Origin of the sequence: Mycoplasma todarodis (assembly GCF_004335995.1) — a bacterium.
Classification (GTDB): domain Bacteria; phylum Bacillota_I; class Bacilli_A; order Mycoplasmatales; family Metamycoplasmataceae; genus Mycoplasma_K; species Mycoplasma_K todarodis.
This window is the reverse complement of sequence record NZ_PSZP01000044.1, coordinates 1-4,625: the sequence shown is the minus strand read 5'-3', so window position 1 is coordinate 4,625 and position 4,625 is coordinate 1. Positions and strand designations below refer to the sequence as shown.

The window sequence follows — 4,625 nt, the reverse complement described above, 5'->3', positions numbered from 1 at the left end:
GTTTTCAACAGCTGTTGAGAAGATTTGTGATTTAGTTACAGGAATAGTTGTGTTTCTTGGGATAAGAGGAGTTGCTACACCACCCATTGTTTCAATACCAAGTGTTAGAGGAGTAACGTCTAATAATAGAACGTCGTCAATATCTCCAGCAAGAACTCCACCTTGGATTGCAGCACCAAGTGCTACAACTTCATCAGGGTTAATTGAACGGTTTGGTTTTTTGTTTAGAACTTGTTCAACTAATTCTTGAACAGCTGGGTTACGTGTTGAACCCCCAACTAATAGAACTTCATCAATTTCTGATGCTGATAGTTTTGCTTCTTTAAGAGCATCTTCAATAGGTTTTCTTGTTCTTTGAACTAAGTGATCTGTCATTTTTTCAAAGTTTGCTTTTGTTAATGATGTTTCAAAGTTTAAAGGTCCATTTGCAGTCATTGCTAAGAATGGAAGAGAGATTGTTGATTCAGTTACACCTGAAAGTTCAATCTTAGCTTTTTCAGCAGCATCTTTAAGACGTTGCATAGCCATTTTATCTAATTGAACATCTCCATTTTCTTCTTTGATTTTTGCTTCTAATCATTCAACGATTGCATCATCTCAGTCATCTCCACCAAGTTTATTATCACCTGATGTTGAAAGAACTTCAAATGTACCATCTGCTAGATCTAGAACTGAAACGTCAAATGTTCCTCCACCTAGGTCATAAACAAGAACTTTTTGTTCTTTATCTGTTTTGTCAAGTCCGAATGCAAGTGCTGCTGCTGTTGGTTCGTTAATAATTCTTTCGATATTTAGACCAGCAATTTTACCAGCATTTTTTGTTGCTTCACGTTCTGCATTATTAAAGTATGCAGGAACTGTAACAACAGCTTTAGTAATTTTTGTACCCATTTTTTTCTCGGCGTATTCTTTCATGTATCCAAGGATCATTGCTGAAATTTCTTCTGGTGTATATTCTTTACCGTTTGCTTTAACTTTTTTATCTGTACCCATTAGACGTTTAATAGATGCAACTGTATCTGGGTTTGTTTCCATTTGTCTTTTAGCTACTTCACCAACGATGATTTCTCCATTTTTGAATGAAACAACTGATGGTGTTGTTCTTTTCCCTGTTGGGTTTTCTAGAACTTTTGGTTCTTTATCTTCAATTACAGAAACAACTGAGTTTGTTGTTCCTAAGTCAATTCCTAAAATTATTTCTTTTGCCATAATGTATTTCTCCTAATTTTCTTAATTTATTATTTCCCTATAACTACTGTTGCGGGTCTTATTACTCTGTCATGATGTTTAAATCCATTTTTCTTAACTTCTGTTACTTTATCAGTCATTTCTTCGTTTTCAATAGTTGAGATTGCATCCATTGTTTCTGGATTAAAATCTTCTCCAACTTTTGGTGTGATTTTAGTTAATCCATGTGCTTCCATAATTGAATCAATTTGTTTTAATAACATTTTGAATCCAATTACATAATTCTTAACTCCTGGATCATCTTGTTTTTCACCGAATTCAACCGCTAATTGTAAATTCAATCAAGGTTCTGTCATCTCTTTAAAGAATTTTGAAGTTGCAAATTTCTTAATGTGTGAAACTTCTTCATCCATTTTAGCTTTATGCTCACTTTTAAATTCTTCTACTTTTTCTTTAGCTTTACTTTGGAAAGTTTTTGCTTGTTCCAAGAAAGCATCTTGAGCTTTAACATTTTCTTGTTTAAGATCAATTATTTGTTTTTCTAAGTTTGAGTTCTTTTGTTTTAATAATTTAATCTCTTTTTCAAGATTCTTTTTATCTACACAATCTTTACATTGTTTAGATTTCTTTTCCTTTTTTTGCTCTTTTTTGATTTCTACTTTTACTGTAGTTTCATCGTTTGTTTTTTTATCTTTTTTATCTGACATAATCAAATCATATCATATTTTTAGCACTCTCACACAACAAGTGCTAAAAAAAAGACGCAAGTGCCTTAAAATTCAATAAATGCTGATTCTGAAACAAATTCAATGAAGACTTGATCTTTGTTTTTAATGTCTGCATATCTTCCGTCTTTTAACTTATATTCTTTATATTCTTCTTTAATAGAATTAATAGCATCCTTCATTTGTCTTGTCTTGTCTTTAAATTTAAATATAGACAATGCTGATGTTAATAATCCTGTTACCGCAGTAATGATAGCCATTATTAAGAAACAGTTCCTTGCTCATTGTCAATCATGAGTATTGTAAGGTGGGTTTTTAAGTGTTAACATAGCTCAAAGGTTAATAAGTACTAATGTTGCAGTAAGAATAAATATAGTGGAGTTTATCAGTGTATTATAGAATCTACTTTTTCTATATTTGTTATTAACTGTATTTCAAATGTGCATTACCCCATCGTCTTTTTGGAGTATTTCAACTATTTTATTTTTTTGCATCTTTACTCCTTTTCTTCGTATTCTTAACTAACTCTTCTATTTCTTTAACGGTATCATCCGTCTCTCCAATAGCATCATAGTTACCGCAAATTTGTGCAACTCTTGTATAAAGTAATATTTCTCTATTTTTAGCGTCCTCTGAATAGAAACCAGCTTTATTAATATAAAGTGTTATTTGACCTCTAATACGTCTATTAACTCTCATTGCCTCTTGGTATTTACCTTTTATAACAAAGAAGTTAATAAATGAGGTAAGCATCGTTGTTGTAGCTGAAACCCCAGTTACCATGAAGAAGAATCATGCTGGTTTTTTTCCTCCAAATAATAATAATGAAAATATTAATGCTGTTAATATAGCCATTGTTGCCGCAGCTATTGCTATTGCAACATTTAATCAAATGAATAATTGTCTAAAGATTATTAAATCTCTTTTTGAATGTTTCCTACGCGCTTCAACGTATTCCATTGGTGTATCATGAAGATGATAAATACTTTTAATTACTTTTTTACTCATCTTTATCTCCAATCAATGTTTTAATGATAATTTTTGAAGCACTTGGTTTCTTCTTAACTTCAAATATATTTAATAAGTCATCTTGAATTTGAGATTTTAATAATTTCATTCCTTCTTCTTCACTTATACCTTCATATACATAAGAAGAACTTTTGTATTTCATATATTCATTTTGAATTGTGTCGATTGCTCTTTTGTATTTATGATCTTGCTTGAAGTTTTGATATAAAGCAAGAACAAATCCCATGAAGAATAATGCAATTGTAATTAAACACACTAATGAAGCTGGAACTAAAATATCCGCTCCAACTTTTCTAAGTGAAATTCCAATTAATGCGTATATAGCAATAACTACAATTGATATATTACATAACCCAACTAAAGAAGTTATAACAGTTCAACATATTCTTGCTCTCTTTTTAGCCTCTTCTAATTTCTTAAGTTCTCTTTTAACGTAACTACCAATCCCTTTTCTATCATTAATAGGACTCATCTTTGTTTCTTTTGTTGCCATTATTCGCCCTCCCCATTAACTAGCTCATCCAATAATTTTAATATCGGTAACGCTTTTTCATAATCAACTCTATCAGGACCAACTATTGACACTTCCATAGAACCTTCACCGATCCTTATTTTTTTAGAAATAAGTGCTTGATTATCTAATATAGAAATCTTAAGTGTTTCATCTTCGTTGTCAGCTTGATCTTCAATGGTTTCTCAAATTGATTTACTTTCCAATCTTTCCATGATGTTGAATAGTTTTTCTCTATCCTTGAATTCTGGCTTTTTAATAATATTAGTTCTTCCATATACACGTGAAGTTTGTTTTGTGTGGAAATCGAAAACCTTTGTAATCATTTCTTGTATTACAAACTCAAAGTCCTTAACTTCTTCGGAAACAATTCCTGTTAATGCTTCAGTTTTAATTGCTAGATTTCTCATAGGTGTATTAACCAACCTATCTTTTAATACCCTAACAGCAATACGTATATCTTCTAATTGAGCACCATTTTTAACAGAAACTAATTTAGATTCAACTCTACCTGTTGAAGTAACTATAACAATGGTTGCATTTTGTTCGTTTAAAGGTACGAATTGTATTGATTTACATAACTCGTCAGCTGCATCAGTTTTAGTAACTAATGTTAAATCTGTAATTGTTGAAATGGCTTCAGCCGCTTCTTCAAGAACTTGATCAATACCGATGGTTCTTTTCGCAAAGATACCCTTTAATTGTTTTTGTATTTCTACAGATACATCAGTATTTTTAGAATGGTTTGCGTATAATAAAAACCCTTCCGCTGATGGAATTCTCCCAGATGATGTATGGCATTTTTCTAAATATCCTTTTTTTTCTAATGCTGCCATTTCGTTACGTACGGTTGCTGGTGAAACGTCAAGCCCAAACCCCTTAATAAGAGCAGCAGACCCAACCGGATTACCACTTGATATATATTCTCTTGTAATCAAAAGAAGATATTCTTGTTGTCTTTTAGTTAAATTATTCATAATCATATTATATATGAAAGACTATTTTTTAGCACCCTAACATATGAGAGTGCTAATTATAGAACACCTTGTGAAATTTCTTATTTTTAACCAAGGAAAACAATATATAATATTGGTATGAAAAATTTAAACGTAACTATAGAAATCCAAAAAGGATCAAACATTAAATATGAATACGACAGATCGAAAGGTAAA

General features: G+C 31.0%; 6 protein-coding genes. All 6 read right to left on the bottom strand.

What is annotated here, in order from left to right; genetic code table 4:
• On the bottom strand, window positions 1–1,209 hold a 1,209-nt coding region (locus tag C4B25_RS04115), incomplete at its 3' end, for an Hsp70 family protein (protein ID WP_131613818.1).
• Between the two features lie 29 nt (window positions 1,210–1,238).
• The gene (locus tag C4B25_RS04110) at window positions 1,239–1,895 is read right to left on the bottom strand and encodes a nucleotide exchange factor GrpE (protein WP_131613816.1); all 657 of its coding nucleotides are present in this window, start codon (window positions 1,893–1,895) and stop codon (window positions 1,239–1,241) included.
• A 65-nt stretch (window positions 1,896–1,960) separates the two neighbouring features.
• The gene (locus C4B25_RS04105) at window positions 1,961–2,407 is read right to left on the bottom strand and encodes a DUF4231 domain-containing protein (RefSeq protein WP_131613815.1); all 447 of its coding nucleotides are present in this window, start codon (window positions 2,405–2,407) and stop codon (window positions 1,961–1,963) included.
• Complete coding sequence (locus C4B25_RS04100) at window positions 2,394–2,921, bottom strand: DUF4231 domain-containing protein (protein WP_131613813.1); 528 nt, start codon at window positions 2,919–2,921, stop codon at window positions 2,394–2,396. Before C4B25_RS04100 ends, C4B25_RS04105 begins: the two co-directional genes overlap by 14 nt.
• On the bottom strand, window positions 2,914–3,435 hold the full coding sequence (locus tag C4B25_RS04095) for a hypothetical protein (RefSeq protein WP_131613812.1): 522 nt from the start codon (window positions 3,433–3,435) through the stop codon (window positions 2,914–2,916). Before C4B25_RS04095 ends, C4B25_RS04100 begins: the two co-directional genes overlap by 8 nt.
• Window positions 3,435–4,430, bottom strand: a complete 996-nt coding sequence (hrcA, locus tag C4B25_RS04090) for a heat-inducible transcriptional repressor HrcA (protein WP_168380702.1) — start codon at window positions 4,428–4,430, stop codon at window positions 3,435–3,437. Before hrcA ends, C4B25_RS04095 begins: the two co-directional genes overlap by 1 nt.
• Window positions 4,431–4,625: the final 195 nt, after the last annotated feature.